The sequence below is a fragment of the Pseudoalteromonas sp. ECSMB14103 genome (assembly GCF_000813065.1).
Taxonomy (GTDB): Bacteria; Pseudomonadota; Gammaproteobacteria; order Enterobacterales; family Alteromonadaceae; genus Pseudoalteromonas; species Pseudoalteromonas marina.
The window spans coordinates 239,936-263,178 of the sequence record NZ_JWGY01000003.1; the positions used below are offsets into that span (position 1 = coordinate 239,936).

Sequence of the window (23,243 nt, forward strand, 5' to 3'; positions counted from 1 at the left end):
AAAACAAGACATTAGCCGGGCTTTCGCCCGGCCTAAAGCGTTTAAGGTTAAAGACCTACTTTTACCCAACCCGCTGTCCAGTCTGTTTGCGCATCCATTGCACCAATGTAATCTACTGTATCAAAGTAGCTATCTAGGCTAGAAGAATCAAAACCTGCACCGAGTAGTAATGATTCACTTGAAGGCATGTAACCGTTACTCGCTAGTGCAAGGCTTGCAGCTGTTTGCACTGAGTTACCAGTTTGACCTAAGAACCAAGACTCAACATTGCCATCACCAATTGCTTGAGTTCCAAAGTTGTTAGCTGTTTCACACGCAACCACTGAGTGAGTGATAGTAAGTGAACCGTCTTCGGCACGTGGTGCTGAGTCAGAACCTACACGTAAACAGTTTGCGTAATCTGCGCCACCCGTTACCACTACGTTTTTAAGTATGCCCGCAGTACCTGCACGTAAGCGAATACCGTTTACGCCTGCGTCACCAATAATGGTTACATTAGAGATAGTAGGCATAGTAAGCGGTGATGCATCTGAATCAAATTCAGAGTTATCAGCTTCAATCGCGTTATCGCCCTCAGAGCCTGATTGTTTGATAAGTACGTATTGCGCTTTACCCGTCCAACCAAATGACCAATCTAAAGAGTCGTCACCAATATTTGTAAGCACTAAGTGGCTGATGTTTGCTGTGCCACCGAAAAACTCTACGCCGTCATCTAAGTTTTCATGAACGTGGATGTAATCTAGCTCTGTTTGGCTACCTACACCAGCAAGTGATATACCATTAAGTTCATCACCATTACCTAGCGTTTTGCCCGCTTGTTTTACAGCAACATACTTTAACGTACCTGAGTTATCTTCTGGGTCATTACCACCAAATTGGCCAGCATCACCTTCAGCAGATACACCACAGTTTGCAAGTTCATCAGCTGTTGCTTCACCTTCTTGGTCGCCACATGAGTTAGCCGGTGCATTACCTAATAATACTAAGCCGCCCCATTGGCCAATTGTTGTTTCGCCACCCGTTACATCTTGAATAGATGTCATGGTGATAGGCTGAGTTGCTGTGCCTACGGCCTCAATTTTTGAACCACGACGAACAACTAAAAAGTCATCACCCGATTCACCAATTAATGTTGTACCAAACTGAACATACAATGTTGTGTTATCTGCGCGGTCATTACCAACAGCTGTACGTCCTTTTAAGATCCAATGTGCATCATTTGTTAGTGTTACATCAGCTGTGAATACCACATCTGAATTTAACTGATAAACAGGCTTATCGGTAATAGCTGGGAAACTTGCAGACACATCTGTTGCTAGCCCTTGCTCTAATGCGTTTTGGATATCAGTTGGGAAGCTAGGTTTAATAGCAACGGTCCAGCCTTCCATCCAGTTATTATCACCGTCAAACGCACCAATGTAATCGGTTTTAGTGAAGAACGAATCAAGGCCAGAGGTATCAACACCTGCACCAAGTAAAGGTGAACTTGACTTAGGTGTATATCCATCAGTTGCTAAGCTTAGGTTTGCAGCCGTGAGTGTTTGGTTACCTGTTTGGCCTTCAAACCACGATTGAACGTTACCACCAGCAATTGCTTCGCTACCGAAGTTATTATCTTCATTACAGGCTACTACTGAGTTTTCAATAGAAAGCTCACCCGATTCTGCATTAGCTACCGAGTCAGAACCTACACGTAAACAGTTTGAATACCCATCTGGGCCAGTAATAACAACATTACGAAGCACACCCGCTGTACCTGCACGTAAACGAACACCGTTAGTACCATCTGCACCTACAATTGTTACGTTAGAAATAAGTGGCTTAGTCAATGGCGTTGCATTTGAATCAAATTCAGAGTTATCAGCTTCAATGGCATTATCGCCCTCAACAGCACTTTGTTGAATGTAGATATTTTGTGCACGACCTGTCCAACCAAACGACCAGTCAAATGCGTCATCGCCAATATCAGTCAGTACAATGTTACGTACGTTTACTGTACCACCAAAAAACTCTACACCGTCGTCTAGGTTTTGGTGAACCTGGATATATTCAACCTTAGTTTGTGAACCTACACCAGCAAACGAAATACCGTTTAGTTCATCGCCATTACCCAGTGTTTTACCAGCATGTTTTACAACAATATAACGAAGAACACCTGAGTTATCATCGTTGATATCACCACCAAACTGACCTGCATCACCTTCTGCCGATACACCACAGTTAGCGAGTTCTTCTGGAGTAGTCTCACCTTGTTGGTCGCCACAAGAGTTAGCAGGAGCATTACCTAGTAATACTAAACCACCCCATTGGCCAATATTTGTTTCGCCACCCGTTACATCTTGAATAGATGTCATAGTGATAGGTGCTGTTGCATTACCATTAGCGTTAATTTGTGAACCACGGCGAACAACTAAGAAATCGTCACCAGTTTCACCAATAAGCGTAGTGCCCGCTTGAACGTAAAGTGTAGTTGCATCAGCGCGATCGTTACCTACCGCAGTACGGCCATTTAAAATCCAATGTGCATCGTTTGTAAGCGTTACATCGGCTGTAAATGTTGTATCTTGTGTTAAACGGTAAACAGGCTTATCGGTAATTTGTGGAAATTCACTTGATACATTGGTCGCTAAACCTTGATCCAACGCATTTGAAATATCTGTTGGGAAGCCACCATTAATACCTACTGTCCAACCTTCCATCCAGTTAGTTGTACCATTAAATGCACCAATTTGCCCATTGGCAATAAGCGGTGAACCCGGCAGTGGTGTGTAACCATTATCATCAAGCATTAAATCTGCTGGAGTTAGCGTTTGGTTGCCGTCTTGAGCTTCAAACCACGATTTAACATCGCCGCCATTAATCGCTTCACTACCAAAGTTGTTAGCTGTTGTTTGACATGCAACAACTGAATTAGTGATAGTTAATGAACCGTCTTCTGCGCGTGGTACAGAGTCTGAACCCACACGTAAACAATTTTCATAAGTAGCTGGACCCGTTACGAATACATTACTTAATGCGCCCGCAGTACCTGCACGTAAACGAATACCGTTGTTACCTTCAGCACCTACAATTGTTACGTTTGAAACGGTTGGCATTGTAAGTGGTGTTGCACTTGAATCAAACTCAGAGTTATCTGCTTCAATCGCATTATCGCCCACGTTTGCAGCTTGTTGAATGTATACGTTAGTTGCAGAGCCTGTCCAACCGAACGACCAGTCAAGTGAATCATCACCAATGCTGGTTAATACAACATTGCTTACATCAACTGTACCACCGAAAAACTCGATACCGTCATCAAGGTTTTCGTGTACTTGAATGTAATCAACAGTTGTTGCAGAACCCACACCGGCAAACGAAATACCGTTTAGCTCATCGCCATTACCCAGAGTTTTACCTGCTTGCTTAACGATTAAGTACTTTAATGTACCTGAGTTATCATCTGCAACATCTCCACCAAACTGGCCTGCGTCACCTTCAGCAGATACACCACAGTTAGCTAGCTCGTCGGCTGTTGCTTCACCTTGTTGATCGCCACATGAGTTAGCAGGAGCATTACCTAGTAATACTAAACCACCCCATTGACCAATGGCTGTTTCACCACCCGTTACATCTTGAATAGAGGTCATAGTAATTGGCTGGCTTACCGTACCAACCGACTCAAGCTGTGAACCACGACGAACGACTAAAAAGTCATCGCCAGATTCACCAATAATTGTTGTGCCTTGTTGAATATAAAGCTTTGCGTTATCTGCACGGTCATTACCTACTGCTGTACGACCATTTACAATCCAATGCGCGTCGTTTGTAAGTGTTGCATCGGTAGTGAACGTTGTATCTGCTGTTAGGCGATACACTGGCTTATCAGTAATTTCCGGAAATTCGCTTGATACGTCTGTGGCTAAACCTTGAACAAATGCGTTATCAATTGTGGTAGGAAAACCAGTTGTGCCGTTTTGTGAATCATCACGAGATGACGTTTCACCGCCTGTGTCTGAGCCGCCTTCAACAACGTTTGTTATTGTATCGCCTTCGTTAATTGTTGTGTCGCCTTCAGATACTACTAAGTCACCACCACAACCCGCTAAAGATACTGCAGTTGCAATCAAACTAACTTTGAATAAGTCAGATAATTTCATTGTTCACTCCGTTAAAGTATTTAATTATTTTGTTAGCGCTTTATAAAAACTCAAGTCACTTTAAAGCACTTAATAATGCGTTAAGGTCACTTGAGTTATCAGCAGGGCTTACCTTACGGGAGCTATATGACACTGGAGTTACACTTTAATAAACATAACATGACAAAACTATATTATTAAAATTCAACAACTTAATTACCAAAGCAATAAAAAAGCCGACTCAATTATTATTGAGCCGGCTTGCGTAGTGCGATTATGAAATTGATATTACAAGCACCAACGAAGTAGTGACTTGTTGGTCTAAAATTTAAAGCAGAGCGGTTCTTAACGTTTCAGCATGTACTTTTTCACGTTTAACATACTTAATCCATTGCTTAGCCAAACGCTGTGATTTTTTGTGTTTTTCAGCTTGTTCAAACGCTAAAATAGACGCATCGAAATTTTGCAAATTGTACTGCGCCATACCCAGTGCAACAAAGGCATTCGACTCAAAATCAAGTCCCCCTTTATCAAGCGCTTTACGCGCTGAATCGGCAGCATCTTCATAGTGCTCTGTATTAACATATACCTCAGCTAAACGCTGATCGTATTGCCCATGTTCTGATAAATCGGCGGCTTTAACAAAATACTCTATCGATTTTTCATCTTCTTTTGCTTGGATCATCGCCTCGGCTACAAACGCATAGTTTTTAGCTGTTTTTTCGGCAATGCCATTATCTATTGCTTTACTCATAACTTCTGCCGCTTTAAAAGCAAGTCCATTGTATAAGTAAACTTGAGCAAGTTGGCGTAAGTCGGCTCTTGATGTTAAAAACCCTTGCTGATAGGCAGCTTCAATAACAGCTAATTGCTTCTTCTCTTGCCCTGTTTCACCATACATACCCGAAAGCTGTACCCAGTATTCTGGTTTATCATAAAGCTTAACCATGCGTTCAAGCACTTCAACCACTTGGTTAGTTTGATTTAGTGAATAAAACATAGCGCGCTGTAATACAAGCCAGTTTTCTTTTGGGGTTTTACCTTCGTCATCACTTAATGAAATAACTTTAGTGATGTAGTCTAGGCCTTGCTTATAGTCTTTTAACTGGTAATACGTTTGTGCACGAAGTAAGTAATACCCTTCAGGTATTGGCTGAGTGTTAATCTCATCCCAGTTATCCAAAAAGGCAATGACTTTATCGTAATCGCTGTTTGCCATTGCAAGCTGCGCTAAACTAAAAGTGGTGCTTAAACGCAATGTTTCAGGGATCCCTTCTTCTGCCACAACGCGTTCAAATGAAGCTATCGCTTTTGGTAAGTCATTTTGATTGTAGTAAATGAACCCGTAAAAATTATGCATCATGGCTATTTCGTACGAGTTCATACTTGAAGAACGTTCATTAATGCTATCGAGCGCTTCAAGTCCAGCTTTTACATCGCCATTGTCTGCCAATTTTTGTGCGCGAGCCAGTTGGCTGTATACTTTTTCACGAAGCGCAGGAACGCGTTTTGTTTTTTGCTCCTGCGCCGCTTGAGCACTTGCAATTGATACGCCAGGTAACAACGTTAGTGCACTGGGTGTAACAATACTGAACCCTATCGCAGTGGTACAAAGTAGTGTTACTTTTAAAAGTTTAGTTTTGGTTAATAACTTCATAATCGCCTCACGGTCTTTTCTAGTTAGCTACTATCCGCCAATTTGAAAAGATATTTTGTTCTGAACACCCGCTACTTCAACAGCTTCACCGTTGACAACACGCGGTTTATATTTAAATTTAAGAGCAGCGTCCATTGCAGCCCGATCAAATAACGACTCTGGCTCTGCTTTTAAAACTTGCGGATCGCGAACGGTACCTTGCTTTGTCACTGTAAATTCAACAATCACATACCCTTCAATACCGCGCGATAGCGCTCGACGCGGATAAACTGGTGCAACTTTTACAATGGGTAAATATTCGCCATCGCTCGTTTCCAGTGCTAATCCACCCGCCAGGTTCACTTCCGCATCAACATTAGCACCAAAGTCAAAGTTGTTAGCGTTGGCATTAGCATCACTACTTTGCATTTGTGGCGACTCCATTGGTGGTGGCGGCTCTTTTGGCGTAGGTGGCTTTTGTGGTTTACGCTCTTTCTTTTGAACACTTTCTTCTTTTTTCAAACGAACAAAATCAAGAACATTACCTTTAGCTGGTTCGCTCATTGCCCCTTCACCGCCAGTTATAAGTGCTTGCATGCCCAAAAACAGCATAAACGTGACTACACCGGCAACAATTAATGCTACTAAATAACGCATTACTTACCCTTACGCTTCTTGAGCCGCAATTGAAACATCAAACACACCTGCAGCGCGTGCGGCATCCATTACTTTAATTAACGTATCGGTGGTTGCTTTTTTATCGGCTTGAATTACAACGCTGCCTTGTGGGTTTTCAGCTTTTAAGCGTTCAATATTTGCCTGCACTGCGCGAACATCTATTTGGCGTTTGTTAATCCAAATTTCACCCTTATCTGAAATAGCAACTAATATATTGGCTCTTTCTTTTTTAACCGCAGTTGCGGCTTCTGGCCGGTTTACGTCAATGCCTGCTTCTTTAACAAATGAAGCTGTTACAATAAAGAAGATAAGCATAATAAATACAACATCTAGCATGGGTGTCATGTTTATTTCTTCAGCTTCATCTTCTTGCATTAAATTACCTAAAGGCGCTCTCATTTTTATTCTCCTGATATGAGCGGGTATGTTTAGCCGCTCATAAAACTTATTTAGTGATCTAGCAACATGCTATCTTCAAGTAGTTCTACTTCACGTTTGGCTTTACGTTGTAAGTACGTTGAGGCAAATACACCAGATAACGCCCCTACCATACCCGCCATCGTCGGGATTGTGGCTTTAGATACACCTGACGCCATTGAACGCGCACTCCCGGTGCCTGTTATAGCCATTACATCAAACACTTCAATCATGCCCGTTACTGTGCCAAGCAACCCAAGTAGTGGACACAAAGCCACCATGACATTGATAAGCGGAAGGTTTGCATTTAAACGCATACTTGCTCGCGAAATCATAGCTTGGCGTATTTGCTCAGCATTCCAACTATTGCGTTCGTTACGGGTTGACCATGTTCCTTTAATGCTATTTTTGTATCCGCGAAACCCGTTGAAAAAGTATATAAATCGCTCGAGTATCAATAACCACATCGCGAAGATTAACACCCCAATGACCAAGAGGACTTGGCCACCGGTGTCGAGAAAATCACGGATAGCATTGATTGAGTCAATCAATAGCACCATGGTTTATTCTCCCTTCTCGCTTCGCTCAGCAATGATACCTGCGCTTTGCTCTTGTAAAATAAGCAGTAAGCCTTTTGAACGCGTGTTTAGTAATGTGTATATAAACACTGTTGGGATTGCCACAACTAAGCCAAGTACGGTCGTAACTAGTGCCTGAGAAATACCACCAGCCATTAGTTTAGGGTCGCCAGTACCAAATAATGTGATTGCTTGGAACGTATTGATCATACCGGTCACCGTACCTAGCAAGCCAAGTAATGGGGCAACAACAGAGATGATTTTTATAAGCGTTAAGTTACGTGTGATTTTTGGCATTTCACGTAAAATTGCTTCACTTAATTTAAGCTCTAACGTGTCGTAAGCAACATGTGGGTAGTCGTCTTTTACTTTCATTACACGACCTAGCGGATTGTCGTCACGCGCTACTGAATCTTTTAATTGGCGACGAATTTTCCCACCAACAAGTAACAATGAAATAAAGCGCTCAATTGCAATTAATAAAGCAAGCAAACCAACACCTAAAATGACATAACCAACCGCACCACCTTGATGAACTTGCTCTGATGTATCTGGTGCTTGAACAAGCAAACCTAAAATAGAGCCACCTGTTGGGTCTAATGCAAACTGTACAACACCACTTTTAGCATCTTGTAAGTCAGCAGCTGTAGCGGTATAACGAGACACTGGTTGGCGAGTAAGCGCGCTCAGCGTGTTTGTTCCTGGGTTATATTCTAAGTATTGACCCTGTGAAATTAAGTTAAAGGCACCAACACGAACAACTTCTTGCTCTGCTTTATTTCCACCTTCAACAATAACTGAAGTATTAAAGCGACTGACTTTACCTTGCTCAGTCATTTCACGTTGCAGCTCGTACCACACCTTTTCAATATCTTCTATTGATGCAAGCTTAGACGTTGAACCCATTTTTTGAGCTAACTCGTCCATAAAGTCACTACGGCCCGGTAATTCTGCTGATACAACCGAAGTAGCAAACTTATTGCTAGAGTCCCCAGCGACTTGCTGTAATACCCCAAATAACTCTTTAAGTGATCCCATTCGCTTAGATAAGGTATCGGTTAAGTTAGCGAGTTTAACTTCGTTTTCTTCAAATTGTGTTTCAAGGCGCTCTGATTCAACAAGCATTTGGTTACGCTTTGCAGTTGTATCATTTAACATTTGAACTTGCTGGTTTTGGCGAGAAGTAAACTCCTGCTCTCGTTGTTTATTTTGCGCACTTTGAACGGTCTTGCCGTTTTCTAATGTTTTTAATAATGAATCAAGATCCATTGTTTCTGCCGCAGTGCTAACGCCTGCAAAACCGAGGCTTGTAACAAACAATGCCATTTTTGTCATTTTAGTAAACAATTTCATTTTTAACCTCTTATTCTGCTGCGTGTACTGGCAGAGTTAGCATATCTGGGGCAAGTTGCTTGCGCGCAATACGTAAACCTTTATTGATTTGACTAATTGTTGAATCTGGTAATGTTTCAAATGTTTTAGTCTCTGTGTTATAGCTACCAGCGTGTTTACCATCACGTGTTAGGTAAATCAGCTCTAATCGGCCAATGCGTAAAAAGTCAACTTCACGCTCTTTACCGTTTACATCTAACAATGCGGTGTAAGCTTCAATAGTGCGCCCGTAATCTACCTCTACTTGGTAAGCTTCTAGCACACGACGAAATTTTTCACTCGAGGTGATATCAGCACGGTCCATCATGGCTTTAAGTGATACTAAACGCTTAGCGCGCTCGTCTTGCAAAAAGGGAATATCTAACGATACAAACTGCTCAAGACCTGTGATCATTCGCATCATAAGTGGTGTAATTTGGCGCTCAATAATAGAAACCTGATCCATTGATAGGTTAAGCGATTCCATTTCTTCAATTTGATTATTAAGCTGTTTATTTAACTGCGCGTTATAAACAGCTAAACCGTCAATCTCTTTATTGAGCGTTTTAAATTGCTGTAAACGTCCTTGCATTGAATCTGCAATCTTGTCTATTTTTGTTTGTGATTGCGCAGCTGATTTATTAATTTCGCTGCTTTTATCAATAACCTTATCTAAATCGTTAGCGTGTACTGCTGCACTTGCGGCCACAATACCAGCTAAGATTAATGGTTTAACGCCTTTCATCGCATACACCTTTACTCGTTAATTAGCGGATTTGCTAGGTTGTATTTCAAGCCAATAAACAGAGCTTTAGTGGCTTGAATAATTCAATGAAGGGAAGTTTATAGATAAAAGATGACAAGGATGTTGCGCAAAAAAGTCGCTTTTATGACAGCTGTCATAATTAGGACTTATAGCAGAATAAAGACGGTCGAAGCGTTAAAATTAACGCTGCCTAATCAATAATATTTAAAATTTGGCTGTAAGTACTTTGCCAATCAGTGTAATTAACGCCAATAGGATAGTAGCTGTTGTTATGAATAAGTACCAAGGAAGGAAAGCCATTAATAGGCAACGCATTAACAAATGCCAACTCGTCACTCAATTCATTATTTAATGATGAACTGACTAATTCATTTACAAATCCCTCTTCATCTAGACCAATGCTTTTAGCGAGCGCTAACAAGGTGGCTTCATCAGAAGGGTTTTGCGCATTTAAATAGTAAGCATGTTGGATTGCTTCTATCATTTGCGCTTCTTTATTGGTTTTACGCGCGATCAGAGCTGCTCTACAAGCCGGGTAAGTAGAACGTCGAGGTTCGCAATTACGCCAAAAGTCATAATTAAACTGGGTACCTAATTGCTTTTGTATTTTGTGCCACGTATCTTCAAGCATTTCTTTCATTGCTTTTGGCATAGGCTGCTGACTATCGGCAGCTAAGCCGCCCACTTTATATTCAACAATAATTTTATGCTCAAGTTGTTCTTTTAATTTTAGCCAAGTAGGTGCATAGCCCCAACACCAACTACACATTGGATCGTGTATATAAATTAACTTACTTTGAAACATAACAACTCCTACATAAAAGCTGAAACAACTTTATTTCGACCCATTTCCTTTGCTTTATAAAGGCATCGATCGGCTTGTTTTAAAGCATCATTGTAATCTGATAGTTTATTTACTTGTGCTACACCTATGCTACAGGTAAGTGCTACGTTTTTACTATCAACATTCAAAAGTGTTGTATTGGCGACACTTTCTCTAAAGTTGTTAGCAATGTGCTCTGCAATTTGAATAGTCGCTTTTGGGAGAATAACCACAAACTCTTCACCACCATAACGCGCTTTTATTGAATCGCTACTGAAGTGTGACTCCAGCATTTTAGTAAATTCTATTAGGACAGTATCACCACTATCATGACCATAGTTATCGTTTATAGACTTAAAATGGTCGAGGTCTAATAATAAAATACTAAATGGTAAATACTCATCTGGGCAGTCACTTACTAAGTTAAAAAAGTGAGATGTAACAAAACGTCTGTTTGCAGCGCCAGTTAGCTGGTCGGTATACGCATCCTTTTTTTGCGATAAAGTAATTTCAGCAATAGACGCATGACTTTTTTGCCTAAAAAATTCACCAATCAACGAAAAAATAAACACCAAACTAAACGAGGCCATAAAACGTGATTTTTCTACAAAACCGTAATCGACCTGCCCAAAATTAGGGCCGTATAATAGCCCTAAACAGCAGACCAATAAAAACCCACTAAGCCATAACCCTAATTTAACACCGAGAGTAGCAAAGGTAACAACTGGATAAAACATAAGCCAATACAGCGCTGTGTTCTCTTTACCACCTGTGTAAATAAGCGCAATACACATAATAAAAATGATTAGCATGGTTATTAAAGACACAACCTCTAGCTTACCGGTTTTGAAGAAGTAAACAGTGCAGGCAATGATCGTCATATTAGCAACGAGCAAAGCCACACTTAAGATGGGCGAATACACATCATAATTAGATAGAAGTAAAAAACCCAATATAAGAATAGCAAAGGCTATCATTGTAAATAATGAAAGTGCTTGGCGCTGCCTGTCCGAATTGTAAACGCTATCTATGTTAATTAAATTGCGCCAATTTGACTTAGCTAATTTTTCCTCTTCCATATCTATACTTTAAACTTTTGGACCATTTGTTCTAAATCACCGAATTGTTGTCTCAGTTTTGTACATTCGTTTAGCGTATTATTTAGGTTGGTTTTACTTTGAATAGATAGTTCACTGATAGTTTGTATATCTGCATCTAATGATTTAACAACTTGATTTTGTTCTTCTGTAGCGTCTGCAACGGTATGATTGGCAACACTTATTTGTTTTATATCTTCTATAACTTGCTGCATTAATTTTCCAACTGCATCAGCTTCTGACACGCTTTTTTCACTGCCTTGTAAACTTGTTTTCATTAACTCCACAGCCAAAGTTGACCCTTTTTGCAATTCTATGACTGTTTCTTCAATCTCTTGCGTTGATTCTTTGGTGCGATGAGCTAATTGTCGAACTTCATCTGCCACTACTGCAAAACCACGCCCTGCTTCACCTGCGCGAGCTGCTTCAATAGCTGCATTCAATGCAAGTAAGTTGGTTTGTTCACTCACGCCTTTAATCACTTCTAAAACATTACCAATGCTTTCTGTATGTTCATTTAAGCTATTAATAGTTTGTTGAGCTTGCACTATATTGGCAGATAGCTCATGGATCCCTGCAACATTAGTGCTTAATATTTCCTGGTTTTGTGTAGAGTGCTTATTCGCATCTTTTGCAAGTGTTGATGCGTCAGACGCACTATTGAATATATCTGATGTCATCCCTGTAAATTGATTAATTGCAGCTGCAACGCTATCAGTACGCATACTTTGATCGTCATACATAGCAAGTGAAGAATGTGTTTGTGATAGCAGACTGGCTATTACGTCATCAAGAAGTATTGTTGTATCTTTAACTTGTTCGATTGATGATTGAATTTTTTCAATAAACACATTGAATGAATGACTTAGCTCACCAAACTCATCGTCATTTTCTATCTCTAAACGACGTGTTAAATCACCTTCTCCCTGTGAAATATCTTTTATAGCGTCATTTAACCGATTCATTGGACGCATTAAATAACGAAGTAAAAATTGCATTAAAATTACAATTACGATTGTACCCACAATTAAGTAAATAAATGCCGTTTCACCAAAACTAGATACACTAGCAAATGCTTTTTGTTGATCAATAACAACCCCTAAATACCAATTTACATTTTCAATACCACGTATTTTATTAAACGAAACCAATTTAGTTTCGCCAGCTATTTGATATTCAACAAACTCGCTACTAAGTAATGGTTTGGTGCCAAATAACTCAGCGATATTTTTTAGGTTAACATTGCTTTGTGGGTGACTTAATATTTGGCCGCTGTCATCGAGTAAAAAACCATAACCCAGCCCTAAAAAATCAATATTATTAATAATTTCTGTCACCGTTTGCATATCAATATCAGCACCAGCAACACCAACAAAACGCTCATTTTGGTTTATAGGCACAACAGCAGATATAGTTAACTCGTTAGTTGTTACATCAATATAGGGAGTAGTAAAGGCAGTATTGGTTTTGTTTTCGACTAGCTTATACCAAGGACGTGATGTTGCATCAAAATCTGGCGGTAAAACGATGCTTTGATCATTTAAAATAAAATTACCGTTAGATTGGCCAATATAGGTGTTTTTAAAACTACCTGCTAACCCTGCTGTGTTTAATTGTAGTAATGTAAGCGTATTTGGATCTGATGGTTGGTGGGTTTTAGCAAACGCGCTAACAATGGCCAGCTTTGCATTTAACCAGCTAGCTATATTTTGAGAAACAGATTCTGAGTTTTGTTGCAAGACGAGAGCAAGCTGATTTTGTGTTTGGTTTTTTAAGGTAAAGTAGTTATTTACAGTGAATAACCCTAATACCAAAACGAGTACAACAGACGCTGCTATTGTGACTTTTGTAGTAAATTTGAATGCCCCAAACATAAATGCCCTTTAATTTATTTTTAGCATTCTAGTTTTAGCAAATATTGTGAGCATTGTCTTAGCTATTTTCGGTTTTTCCGAAAATAGCAGCTAAAAACAATAAAAAAGGACTAGACAAACTTAATTACAAATTTTAAGTAATTAATTTTACATAAATAATGTTCAATAGATAACAAAATTTGGAATGTTCCAAATAAAAAGAGAATAATAATGACTGAATACGTATTCAGCCATTATTATTCAATACATTTTCTACCATTTTTTAGCTAAACGAACAGCATTTAAACCATACCAAGCTATAAATACATAACATACCATAGGCACGAAAAAGCTATCTTGAATATTTACGGTATCGGCAATATACCCTTGTAATAAAGGCACTAATGCACCACCTACAATCGCTAAACATAGCCAACCAGAGCCTTTACTAGTTAACGGGCCTAATTTTTCAATCGCAACAGAAAATATAGTTGGAAACATAATTGAATTAAACAACCCGATTGCCAATACTGAATACAAAGCGACATCACCTTGTGTAAAAATAGTGATTAATAACAACGCAATAACACTGATAGCATTAAAGGCAATTGCTTTAGAAGGCGCAATTTTTTGTAACAACGCAGAGCCTACAAAACGCCCAACCATTGCTCCGCCCCAATAATAACTAATAAGTGCCGCGGCAGCATGCTCTTCAAGCCCAGCAATGTGTGCTTCACCAAAGTAATTAACTAAAAAGCTACCTATAGCTACTTCACCGCCTACATAACAAAATATTGCTACAACCCCCATAGTAAGGTGAGGCGCTTGCATTAAAGAACGAGTTTCAGTATCGGTACTGTCTTCCTTATGGGCTTCAATTTCAGGTAACTTTATAAATGCAAACACGATGGCAATTAATAAAAGTGCTGCCGCCAACATTAAATAAGGCACTTTTACTGATTCTGCCGATGCAGCAGACGCAGCCAATGTACCAGCAGTACCGAAAAAGAGAATGCCTCCTACGTAAGGCCCTACTGTAGTACCCAGGGCATTAAGCGCTTGCGCTAAGTTTAATCGTGAAGAGGCGGTTTTATCTGGGCCAAGAGCAGCAACGTATGGATTAGCTGATACTTGCAATACGGTTATACCAGCAGCGAGTACAAACAATGCGCCTAAAAACAACCAATACTCATGCACTACTACCGCAGGGTAAAAAAGCATACAACCAATCGAAGCAATAATAAGGCCCGTTAGAATACCTTTTTTATAACCAAGCTGTTTAACTAAAATACCAGCGGGAATAGATACAATGAAATAGGCACCAAAAAAGCAAAACTGCACTAGCATTGCCTCAAAGTAGCTAAGATCAAATACGCCTTTTAATCGTGGAATCAATACATCATTTAATACTGTAATAAAACCCCATAAAAAAAACAGGGTTGTCATTGCAGTTAGGGGAAACAGATAATTTTTGTTGTGCTGTTTATTAACGCCATAATCATGATGTGTGTTCAGTGTGCTCATTTTTATTTTCACTCCATTAACAAGTTAAACTGATTCTACATTGTTAATAAGTTGTTTGGGCATAAGGTGATTAGAACGTTCCAAATCATCATACATATTCAAACTGCACATTCTTCTGAAACAGTATTGATTAAACGCTCAGTTTCACCGCTATTAGAAAATATATATAAGGCTTGATTTATATCATCTAGCACTCCAAGCCAGTTAGGTGTTAGCTTACTTATAGCAAAATACAATGAGTTATAATGTAGTGGTTTGCCATCTTGCTCAACAGCATTAAGCAGTGCTATTTTTTCACTTTGGTTAAGCTCAGAAAACGTAACTGAATGGGTTAACACCGAAGGATCGCCTATAATAAGATCGACCCGCTTGGCAAAAAGTAATTGCATTAACTGCAAATCGTTTACCGCACTAATAACTTTAAACTCTTCATTATCCATCATGGCATCAAATTCAGGCGTGTTTTGATATCCTCTTACAACACCTATTGTTGAGCCTTTTAATGAGTTTAGATTACCTGTAAAAATACCAGGTGCGTTTTTTCGCTTTAGAAATACAATATTTCCACCTTGAAACGAATTTGAAATACCAAGCAGCTCTCTTCGCATTTTATTTTTAACATAGTCTGAAGGCGCAGTGTCTTCAATAAAGTACTCAGGCATTAAAATATCGGCTTTTCCAAGTTCCACATTACGCACAGCTCTTGCCCAAGGTAAAAATTCTAAATAAACGCTGTAACCCTGACTATTAAGAACAGCAACGGCAAAATGATAGACCCACCCTTTGTTACATAAGTCGTTACTTATATAAGGCGGCCAATCTAAGGTAACAATATGTAATGTGCGTTTACTATTTGGGGCGCTATATAAAAGCCCCGATTTATAACGCTGCCCTTCTACAGTTTTAAGGCTATTTTTATGAATGAAGGTTACGCTTTGACTCGCGAAACTAAAACAACTAATAAAGGACAACAAAAAGACTACAATGCGCATAATAAAGCTATCGTCAAACTAATAGTCAGTTAAGTGTAGGCGTTATTTACACTTTTGAAGGAGAAATAAATCTAGAGAATGAAAAATTGGTAGAACGTGAAATTGAATATAGACAGTGTCTAATGCCAACTAGCAGATTTAATTGGCATTACAAAAGTTATAAAGCAGGTTTAACCCATTTCATTTTATTATTGGTATCGCGCGAACTTATTATAGTGTCATCACTGCTTTTAACACCACCTAATTTAGAAAGCCTATCGTAAAGTACTACATTACAGGTTGCAGCTAAGTTCATGCACCCTATAGTAGGAATGTAAACTACTTCATCGCACCACTTTAGTACGTCTTTAGGAACAGAACCATCTTCTGGGCCCAAAACATAAAATGCATTTTCTGGGTGCTTAAATTCAGGGAGCGGTGTAGCCCCTTCAATTAACTCAACAACAACAACGGTTGCCCCTTCAGGTTTTACTTTTTCTAGGCTATCAGTAGAGGTTAATGGAATACGTTCAACCACATTTTTAGTATCGGTATGAAATTTTTGCGCATTAAGATAACGATTACCCGTAAAATAAACCTGCTTTGCGTCGTAACACCCAGCAGCTCGTAACACACCGCCAACGTTAGTAGGGCTCTTCGGGTTTATTAAACCAATACTCGCTTTTAACTTGCTCATTAATCGCAATCCTTTGTTGGCCACTCAGCAATGTATAAATCAAAATCATCTAATTTTACATTACTGTCTTTGACTGTTTTATCTTTTACTGAAATACCGAGATCATGCATAAGTGTTTTATCGCCGTTATTTAATAACGGGTGCCACGAAGCTAAACCACGCCCTTCATGCAGGCGGCGGTAACTGCAGCTCTGCGGCATAAAGAAAATATCTTTAAGGTTTTCTTTGGTTAGTTTTACGCAAGAAGGGACAAGTGTTTGGCGGTTTTCGTATTCGCTACACCCACAGGTATTATTATCTAAATACTGACAAACAATATTTGTGAAAATGAGCTGTTCACCTTCACGTAGCTGATCGGTTGGGGAAAAATCGTCTTCGTCTTCACTATCTATAAACGTATTTAAACAACATTTACCACAGCCATCGCAAATAGCTTCCCATTCATTTTGGCTCATTTCGCTCAAGCTTTTTGTAAGCCAAAACTGTGTATTTGCTAACTGTTGATCAAACATAGTGTTCTCGCGCCCTTTTAAGAGCGCGCATTCTAACGTATTGCACTAAATGGCGCAAAGCGAATACCTCAATTTGATAATCACTTTGCGCTATTCATTAACGCTGCGATTGCACCCAACGCTTTATTTTTTTCTCCAAAATAGGCATGGGTAATGCGCCATCTATTAATATTTGCGTATGAAACGCCTTAATATCAAATTGGGAACCTAGCTCTTTTTTACAATAATCGCGAAGTTCTTTAATTTTAAACTCCCCTAATTTGTACGAAAGTGCTTGCCCTGGCCACGCAATATAACGCTCAACCTCTGCCACTACATCGCTTTCAGCCATTGATGAATTAGCAAGCATGTATTCTATACCTTGCTCGCGCGTCCACCCTTTTGCATGAAAACCAGTATCGAGCACTAAACGCATTGCCCGTAATTGCTCGTCAGCCAAACGCCCATACCACATATAAGGATCGGTAAATAACCCAAGCTCTTTCCCTAAACTTTCTGCATACAGTGCCCACCCTTCAGCAAAAACCGTATACCCACCAAATTTACGAAAATCAGGTAAACCGTCTATTTCTTGTTGAAGAGCAATTTGAAAATGATGACCAGGTGCCGCTTCATGAATCGAGAGTGTTTCGAGTAAAAACTTAGGTTGTGCTTTTAAATTAAAAGTATTGATATAAAAAATACCCGGACGTGAACCATCTGGTGCTGGGGCTGCATAAGAAGCACCCGCCGCAGACTGAGCACGATAAGCCTCAACTGGTTTAACAATGTAAGGCGCTTTAGGGGCCACATCAAATAACTGCGGTACTTTTGCATCAATTTTTTTCTTAACATTTTCGTACGCTTCAATAAGCTCATCAGCGGTATTAAAGTAGAACTCATCTGAATCACGCAAGTGAGTAAAAAATGTAGGCAAATCGCCGTCAAAGCCAACGGTGTGTTTTACCTTTTTCATTTCGCTTAAAATACGCGATACTTCGCTTAAACCAATATTGTGAATTTCGTCAGCAGATAAGTTAAGCGTTGTGTTTTTCTTTATTTGGTATTCGTACCAAGCTTTACCATTAGTAAAATCACTGTAGCCTACTGACACACGACTACTAGGTATATAATCGTTAATTAAAAATGTGTGCATGCTTTGATAAGCCGGCACTAATTGCTTCATGATTAAATCGCGGTATTGCGCTGTTATTTCTTGTTTTTGCTCAACTGTAAACGAATTAGGTAAGTTTTTTATAGGTCCCCAAAACAGTGAATCTTCAGCCTTATTTACAACATGCGCACTAAATTGTGGGGCTAACTTTTTTGCAAGTGGCAAAGGTAAAACAATATTTTGTTTTATACCTTCAGCCATAGATAGCTCAACACTTTTAAGCCATTTGATATAGCCATCGCTACGTTTTAAAAAATTATTGTAATCCTGTACTGTTTTAAAAGGTTGTGCACTTTGCCCAGAGCCAAATCCAGCAAACACATTATGTGCTCCCGACATTTGATTAATAGGCAGAAAGTAGCTTGGAAATTGCATCCCCTCTAGGTTAAGTGCAAGGTCACGTTTTAAAATTTCATAACTTAATAGCGCTTGCCCTGTTAACTGCTTTGAATCAATGTAAGCAAGGCGTTGTTGATACTTTTTATAAAAAGCCGCCTTTTTGTTACGATTTGTCGCTGAAATTTCAGGCGTGAACTGATCATTAAATTCATTTTTACCGCTATATGTTGCCCTGATTGGCGAAAATGCAAGCGACTCGTTGTAGTATTGATCAACAAGCACGTCTAATTGCTGCTCGGCCGATAATTCTGAAACCACAGCATTTATAGATGATGGAACCGGTTTACTATTATTTTGTTGAGACGTTGTGCTACTACACCCCATTAGCGCACCGATCACTGAAGAAGCTACCAGTGCTAATTTTAATAATTTCATATTAATCCTTATAAAAAACTCAGCTCGATTATGAGCTTTAAATTAAGCTAAATAAAGTAGTAACTTAGTCGTTATTTTATTGCACTTTTACTTGAGCTTGGTAAAGTCAAAACAACGTAACTTTCATATAAAAGAATTAAAAAGTGAAAAAGCACCTATTATCAGCCTCAATAGCCATATTATGTTTCAGCAGTCTACCTGCCCAGGCAGTCACCTACATTTCTGCAAAAGCCATGTTAGATGTAGAGAATGGCACACTCATTCAATCGCCATTAATTACTATTGATGATGGTGTGATCACCTCAATAGAACGTAATAAAAAGCCGAAATTAGGTAAAAATGATGAACTTATTAACCTGCCACAATTAACACTAGTGCCTGGATTGATGGACATGCATGTACACTTAACGAGTGATCCTACTGTTTCTCGAAGTGAGCGCTTGGGTCAATCAATCCCACGCATGGCAGTTAAATCGGCTTATTTTGCTAAAAAGACCCTTGAAGCAGGTTTTACTACCGTAAGAAATGTGGGCGCAGATGGTTATAGCGTTATTGCGGTGCGAGACGGTATTAATGCGGGTGACATTGTAGGCCCACGAATTTGGGCTGCAGGGCCTTCATTGGGTATAACTGGCGGGCACTGTGACAATAACCGTTTACCGCCTGAGCTAAAATATACCTCAACAGGTGTAGCAGACGGGCCATGGGCGGTTAGAACAAAAGTACGTGAAAATATAAAGTACGGTGCAAACGCTATAAAGTTTTGTGCTACAGGTGGTGTTTTTTCAAAGGGTACCAAAGTAGGTGTGCAACAATATTCGCTTGAAGAAATGAAAGCCATTGTTGAAGAAGCTCACATGCGCGACCTACCAGTTGCAGCGCATGCACACGGCACAAGCGGCATAAAAACAGCCATCATTGCAGGTGTTGACAGCGTAGAACACGCAAGCTTTTTAGACGATGAAGCCATAGCCCTGGCTAAAAAACATGGCACTTGGCTTTCTATGGATATATACAACACAGAATACACATTAAGCTTTGGCGAACAAAATGGTGTAGACGAAGAAAACCTAAACAAAGAACGCCAAGTTTCTAAAAAACAAAGAGATAGCTTTAGCCGAGCTGTGAAAGCTGGTGTGAACATGGTATTTGGAACCGACGCTGCCATCTACCCACATGGTGATAATGCAAAGCAATTTTCACGTATGGTTGAATTTGGCATGACTGAACTGCAAGCTATTCAATCAGCTACCATTAACAGCGCTAAACTGCTGAAAATGCATAACAAACTAGGGCAAATAAAAACGGGATATGCCGCCGATATTATTGCTGTTGAAGGAAACCCATTAAAAAACATTTCAACATTAGAGCAAATACAGTTTGTGATGAAAGCAGGTATTGTTTATAAAACTGAAAAATAAAATTTAAATCTAAGTTAAGGCTGGCTTTATAATGTTAGCCTTTACTTTTAACGTTAAAATTCATTAAATTTTAATTCTCAATCCTAAAAACACTAAAATTAAAAGCAGAGTAAAACAATGTGTTAAAGCTTTAATAGCATTGTTTTACCTGATCTCTATTGTCACTTTTAGTTTATTACTCTTAATTCGGGAGAGTTGTTAAAGAAAATCATATTGCAATTTTTTTTTCTTAATTGCCAAATTCGTCCCCTCCTTTATATTTGTTTGGTTTTTATTAACTAAGCCGGCCTATTTGTATAAAAAACACGCAAACAGTTGTTTTAATCTAATATTTATTGAACTTTTAGTATATTTTGCAAATAATAATCATTACCATTACCGCAAATAAATAAATGCGAATGGTTATCATAATGAAAAAGTTTAAATACTCACTCCTCACCCTTGCTTGTTTAAATGCACAAGCCGCTTTAGCATCAACCACTGCAGAACAAGATATTGAACACATAAGTGTCTATCAAAAACAAAATCAAGTTGTTATGAGTTCGGGCCTTGCCACAAAGTCAGATATGTCATTAATGGAAACCCCTGCTCCTGTTGTTATTATTGATCGTGAATTAATTGAATCACAGGGCGTAGACAACCTACAAGATCTTGTCCGTAATGTGAGTGGTTTAACCCAAGCGGGTAATAATTATGGCATTGGCGATAACCTGGTTATTCGTGGTCTTGACGCCAATTACACTTATGATGGTATGTATGGGGGAGCTGGACTTGGAAACACCTTTAATCCAACTCGCTCATTAACCAATGTTGAGTCGGTTGAAGTGTTAAAAGGCCCAGCTACAGGTTTATATGGTATTGGTAGCGCTGGTGGTGTAATTAATTTAATTGAAAAAAAACCTGAATTTGAAGAAAAGCATAAAGTCGCTTTAGAGCTTAGTCAATGGGACAGCTACTCTCTTGCGTTTGACAGCACAAATGCACTTAGCAAGAACTTAGCGTATCGTGTAATGGCTAAAACAGCATCAAGCGATGGCTTTCGTGATTTAAAAGCAGAGCGTGATGAAATTTATACATCACTTAAGTATGTGTTAAACGATAAACAAGACGTTATGCTCTCTGCTGCCTATATTAAGGACTCAATTGCTGTTGACTCAATTGGCCACCCTATTCGCATATACAACGCAGAGACAGCGAATGGCTTAACTGCTGGTGAAGTAACCGCTGCAGACTTAGTAAACGATCCGACAGGCAGTGGCTTACAACTGACAAGTGAACAGCAATTACAATTAGCGAACTCTCTTTCTGCAACAGATGGTTTAACACCCTATGACTTTGGTACCAATGGGATTATTTCACCAATGGCCGATGATAATGAAGGTGAAGAATTACGATTTAAACTTACGCATAATTACTTTATTACTGATGACTTATTCTTAAACCAGCAACTACAGTACCGTAATTACACATCAAGCTTTGCTCGTCAAACAGGGGCTTTTAATTACGTGTACTCAACTCGCAGTGGCGTTATTAATCAAGACCCTCGTGCTCCTTTAGTTGAAAATGATGTACTTTATCCATTTGCAGCTAGGCGCCAAGAGTATCGCCAAGTAGAAGCAGATGAAAAATCATGGCAGTACTTTTTAGATTTAAGATACGACTTTGAGATAGGCGATATTGATAACGAACTCTTAGTTAATGCAAATTATGAAGACCGAGATATTGGTTTCAAACAATACTCTATTTATGACAGCGATAAAGTAATTTACGACACTGATGGTAATTTGCTTTATCAAGGTGCTTTACCCTATATCTATGACATGAGGCAACCAAATTGGCCAATCGGTGGCTTTGACGATTACGACCCGCTAAAAACGAGTGATTATAATAAAAAGGTTCAAGCATGGGGAATGGGCGTTCAGCATGTAGGTTATATTAATGACACACTGACTACACGCATAGGAATCGCCTATAACCGTATTAAGCAGAGCTACGAACATAATGGTGTAGATGAACGTTACAGTTCAAGCCGTGCAGAGCCAACCCCTGAAGCAAACACATCTGATTCAGGTTTAACCTATAATTTAGGTGCTACTTATCAGCCTACTGAAGATTTTTCTGTGTTTGTTAATCACTCTAAAGGCCGAACCGCATACAGTGTATTAGGCTCTGTTGCTGGTAACGAAGCAGATAGAGAAGACTCAGAGTCAATAAGTAATGACTTAGGCTTTAGGTATAAAGCATTTGACGACCAGCTACTAGCTACTTTAGTTGTGTTTGAAAGCGCTCGTACAAATCTTGAATACAGTAACCCACTGTATGAAGCTGGTGTGTCTGGCCCTGATATAGTAGAAAGCTACTTTGATGGCGAAGAGCAAACCAAAGGCGTTGAGCTTGATTTAAATGCGTATTTAAATGAGCAATGGAAAATAAATGTTAACGGCGTATATCAAGACGCGCGTGATAAATCTAACCCCACTAGTAGCGCTTACGACACTCGTCAAAAAGGGGTGCCTTATGTAACTGCAAGCACATGGGTTACTTACTATGCAAACATATTTAATTTACCCGAGTCAGTTAATATTAGCGGGGGTATTACTTACGTTGATAACAGAAGTACTAACTCAAGTTCATTTAGTATTCCTGATGGCTATGTACCTGGCTACACTGTGTACGATGCTGCAATTTCGTATACAACTAAACAGTGGAACATGCAGCTTAATTTAAACAACCTATTTAACAAACAGTATTATTCTAAAGCGATGTTTTTAGGCGGTATGCCTGGTGAAGAGCGTAATGCTAAATTAAGTTTTAGTTACACACTTTAGCGGTTAAAATTTATGGGTGCTTGTGTTTA

General features: G+C 39.3%; 17 protein-coding genes. 2 read left to right on the forward strand and 15 right to left on the reverse strand.

The genetic code is table 11. From position 1 onward, the window contains the following. Positions 1–47 precede the first annotated feature (47 nt). The 15 genes from RF53_RS08855 to RF53_RS08925 all read right to left on the reverse strand — a co-directional run bounded on the left by RF53_RS08855 (position 48) and on the right by RF53_RS08925 (position 18,965). Entirely contained in the window at positions 48–4,136 is a 4,089-nt protein-coding gene (locus tag RF53_RS08855; protein WP_039037364.1) for a hypothetical protein, read from the reverse strand. Between the two features lie 307 nt (positions 4,137–4,443). After that, positions 4,444–5,772: a tetratricopeptide repeat protein gene (locus tag RF53_RS08860; protein WP_039037365.1), complete on the reverse strand. Its 1,329-nt coding sequence runs from the start codon at positions 5,770–5,772 to the stop codon at positions 4,444–4,446. Between the two features lie 30 nt (positions 5,773–5,802). Further along, complete coding sequence (locus RF53_RS08865; protein ID WP_006793482.1) at positions 5,803–6,408, reverse strand: energy transducer TonB; 606 nt, start codon at positions 6,406–6,408, stop codon at positions 5,803–5,805. Between the two features lie 9 nt (positions 6,409–6,417). Beyond that, positions 6,418–6,828 (reverse strand): ExbD/TolR family protein, encoded by a 411-nt coding sequence (locus RF53_RS08870; protein WP_006793481.1) that lies wholly within the window; start codon positions 6,826–6,828, stop codon positions 6,418–6,420. A gap of 50 nt (positions 6,829–6,878) precedes the next feature. After that, positions 6,879–7,406 carry a MotA/TolQ/ExbB proton channel family protein gene (locus RF53_RS08875; RefSeq protein ID WP_006793480.1) on the reverse strand — a complete coding sequence of 176 codons (528 nt, stop codon included), beginning with the start codon at positions 7,404–7,406 and terminating at the stop codon, positions 6,879–6,881. Positions 7,407–7,409: 3 nt separating this feature from the next. Next, positions 7,410–8,777, reverse strand: coding sequence for a MotA/TolQ/ExbB proton channel family protein (locus RF53_RS08880; RefSeq protein ID WP_039037366.1), 1,368 nt, complete (start codon positions 8,775–8,777; stop codon positions 7,410–7,412). 10 nt (positions 8,778–8,787) lie between these two features. Beyond that, positions 8,788–9,540 carry a DUF3450 domain-containing protein gene (locus tag RF53_RS08885; protein WP_006793478.1) on the reverse strand — a complete coding sequence of 251 codons (753 nt, stop codon included), beginning with the start codon at positions 9,538–9,540 and terminating at the stop codon, positions 8,788–8,790. A 211-nt stretch (positions 9,541–9,751) separates the two neighbouring features. Then, positions 9,752–10,366, reverse strand: coding sequence for a DsbA family protein (locus RF53_RS08890; protein ID WP_039037367.1), 615 nt, complete (start codon positions 10,364–10,366; stop codon positions 9,752–9,754). An 8-nt stretch (positions 10,367–10,374) separates the two neighbouring features. Further along, positions 10,375–11,463: a GGDEF domain-containing protein gene (locus tag RF53_RS08895; protein ID WP_039037368.1), complete on the reverse strand. Its 1,089-nt coding sequence runs from the start codon at positions 11,461–11,463 to the stop codon at positions 10,375–10,377. 2 nt (positions 11,464–11,465) lie between these two features. After that, the gene (locus RF53_RS08900) at positions 11,466–13,355 is read right to left on the reverse strand and encodes a methyl-accepting chemotaxis protein (RefSeq protein WP_039037369.1); all 1,890 of its coding nucleotides are present in this window, start codon (positions 13,353–13,355) and stop codon (positions 11,466–11,468) included. A gap of 252 nt (positions 13,356–13,607) precedes the next feature. Further along, entirely contained in the window at positions 13,608–14,858 is a 1,251-nt protein-coding gene (locus tag RF53_RS08905) for a sugar MFS transporter (protein WP_008131736.1), read from the reverse strand. Positions 14,859–14,956: 98 nt separating this feature from the next. Then, on the reverse strand, positions 14,957–15,850 hold the full coding sequence (locus RF53_RS08910; protein WP_006793472.1) for a substrate-binding periplasmic protein: 894 nt from the start codon (positions 15,848–15,850) through the stop codon (positions 14,957–14,959). Positions 15,851–16,007: 157 nt separating this feature from the next. Next, positions 16,008–16,526 (reverse strand): RNA methyltransferase, encoded by a 519-nt coding sequence (locus tag RF53_RS08915; RefSeq protein WP_006793471.1) that lies wholly within the window; start codon positions 16,524–16,526, stop codon positions 16,008–16,010. Beyond that, positions 16,526–17,038: a YcgN family cysteine cluster protein gene (locus tag RF53_RS08920; protein WP_006793470.1), complete on the reverse strand. Its 513-nt coding sequence runs from the start codon at positions 17,036–17,038 to the stop codon at positions 16,526–16,528. The genes RF53_RS08915 and RF53_RS08920 overlap by 1 nt, the downstream gene beginning before the upstream one ends. A gap of 97 nt (positions 17,039–17,135) precedes the next feature. Continuing rightward, the gene (locus tag RF53_RS08925; RefSeq protein WP_039037370.1) at positions 17,136–18,965 is read right to left on the reverse strand and encodes a DUF885 domain-containing protein; all 1,830 of its coding nucleotides are present in this window, start codon (positions 18,963–18,965) and stop codon (positions 17,136–17,138) included. Between the two features lie 143 nt (positions 18,966–19,108). On the opposite strand from RF53_RS08925, the gene RF53_RS08930 reads away from it, so the two are divergent. Both RF53_RS08930 and RF53_RS08935 read left to right on the forward strand, forming a co-directional pair. Next, positions 19,109–20,386: a Xaa-Pro dipeptidase gene (locus RF53_RS08930; protein WP_039037371.1), complete on the forward strand. Its 1,278-nt coding sequence runs from the start codon at positions 19,109–19,111 to the stop codon at positions 20,384–20,386. 410 nt (positions 20,387–20,796) lie between these two features. Further along, positions 20,797–23,214: a TonB-dependent receptor gene (locus RF53_RS08935; protein WP_039037372.1), complete on the forward strand. Its 2,418-nt coding sequence runs from the start codon at positions 20,797–20,799 to the stop codon at positions 23,212–23,214. The last annotated feature ends 29 nt before the right edge of the window (positions 23,215–23,243 follow it).

Coding starts and splice junctions, on each gene's coding strand:
- RF53_RS08855 (WP_039037364.1), bottom strand. CDS start 4,136: ATGAAATTATCTGACTTATTCAAAGTTAGTTTGATTGCAACTGCAGTA.
- RF53_RS08860 (WP_039037365.1), bottom strand. CDS start 5,772: ATGAAGTTATTAACCAAAACTAAACTTTTAAAAGTAACACTACTTTGT.
- RF53_RS08865 (WP_006793482.1), bottom strand. CDS start 6,408: ATGCGTTATTTAGTAGCATTAATTGTTGCCGGTGTAGTCACGTTTATG.
- RF53_RS08870 (WP_006793481.1), bottom strand. CDS start 6,828: ATGAGAGCGCCTTTAGGTAATTTAATGCAAGAAGATGAAGCTGAAGAA.
- RF53_RS08875 (WP_006793480.1), bottom strand. CDS start 7,406: ATGGTGCTATTGATTGACTCAATCAATGCTATCCGTGATTTTCTCGAC.
- RF53_RS08880 (WP_039037366.1), bottom strand. CDS start 8,777: ATGAAATTGTTTACTAAAATGACAAAAATGGCATTGTTTGTTACAAGC.
- RF53_RS08885 (WP_006793478.1), bottom strand. CDS start 9,540: ATGAAAGGCGTTAAACCATTAATCTTAGCTGGTATTGTGGCCGCAAGT.
- RF53_RS08890 (WP_039037367.1), bottom strand. CDS start 10,366: ATGTTTCAAAGTAAGTTAATTTATATACACGATCCAATGTGTAGTTGG.
- RF53_RS08895 (WP_039037368.1), bottom strand. CDS start 11,463: ATGGAAGAGGAAAAATTAGCTAAGTCAAATTGGCGCAATTTAATTAAC.
- RF53_RS08900 (WP_039037369.1), bottom strand. CDS start 13,355: ATGTTTGGGGCATTCAAATTTACTACAAAAGTCACAATAGCAGCGTCT.
- RF53_RS08905 (WP_008131736.1), bottom strand. CDS start 14,858: ATGAGCACACTGAACACACATCATGATTATGGCGTTAATAAACAGCAC.
- RF53_RS08910 (WP_006793472.1), bottom strand. CDS start 15,850: ATGCGCATTGTAGTCTTTTTGTTGTCCTTTATTAGTTGTTTTAGTTTC.
- RF53_RS08915 (WP_006793471.1), bottom strand. CDS start 16,526: ATGAGCAAGTTAAAAGCGAGTATTGGTTTAATAAACCCGAAGAGCCCT.
- RF53_RS08920 (WP_006793470.1), bottom strand. CDS start 17,038: ATGTTTGATCAACAGTTAGCAAATACACAGTTTTGGCTTACAAAAAGC.
- RF53_RS08925 (WP_039037370.1), bottom strand. CDS start 18,965: ATGAAATTATTAAAATTAGCACTGGTAGCTTCTTCAGTGATCGGTGCG.
- RF53_RS08935 (WP_039037372.1), top strand. CDS start 20,797: ATGAAAAAGTTTAAATACTCACTCCTCACCCTTGCTTGTTTAAATGCA.